The sequence below is a fragment of the Pseudomonas sp. NPDC086112 genome, assembly GCF_044746425.1.
In the GTDB taxonomy this organism is placed as follows: domain Bacteria; phylum Pseudomonadota; class Gammaproteobacteria; order Pseudomonadales; family Pseudomonadaceae; genus Aquipseudomonas.
Genome location: NZ_JBIVCD010000067.1, coordinates 13,991 through 14,542 on the forward strand (window position 1 = coordinate 13,991; position 552 = coordinate 14,542).

Annotated in this window: 2 pseudogenes; both read left to right on the forward strand. The window is 55.6% G+C overall.

Going from position 1 to position 552, the window contains the following annotated elements:
• Positions 1 to 185, forward strand: a pseudogene (locus tag ACIPLA_RS27285) (NADH-quinone oxidoreductase subunit A); the annotation flags it as partial.
• A 10-nt stretch (positions 186 to 195) separates the two neighbouring features.
• Positions 196 to 552: pseudogene (locus ACIPLA_RS27290) on the forward strand (NADH-quinone oxidoreductase subunit B); the annotation flags it as partial.

Below are 552 nucleotides of genomic sequence, written 5' to 3' on the forward strand. Positions count from 1 at the left end.
TATCGGATGCCCTTTTCCCATTGCCGGGTCATGGTCCGTCCGCGAAACCCGCAGGAACGGATTCGTAGTATCTCTAGGTTTAATTTCAAATTCTGTTGGCAGGTCTTGTCTACCTATTCCGAGTGGGTGCCCTTGACTGGGCTCCGGAAGCTCGGCGCAATCGGCAAGCGAAGCTGAAACAATGAGGCTTTGGCAATGCAATACAATCTCACCAGGATCGACCCCGATGCTCCTAACGAGCAGTATCCGATTGGCAAACGGGAAACCGTTTCCGATCCGTTAGAAGATCAAGTCCACAAAAACATTTTCATGGGCAAGCTCGAAGACGTGCTCAACGGCACGATCAACTGGGGGCGCAAGAACTCCCTGTGGCCGTATAACTTCGGTCTTTCGTGCTGCTACGTGGAAATGACCACCGCCTTCACGGCGCCCCACGACATCGCGCGCTTTGGCGCCGAGGTTATCCGGGCATCGCCGCGTCAGGCGGATTTCATGGTTATCGCCGGTACCTGCGTCATCAAGATGGCGCCGATCAGTCCGCGTCTCTCCGCG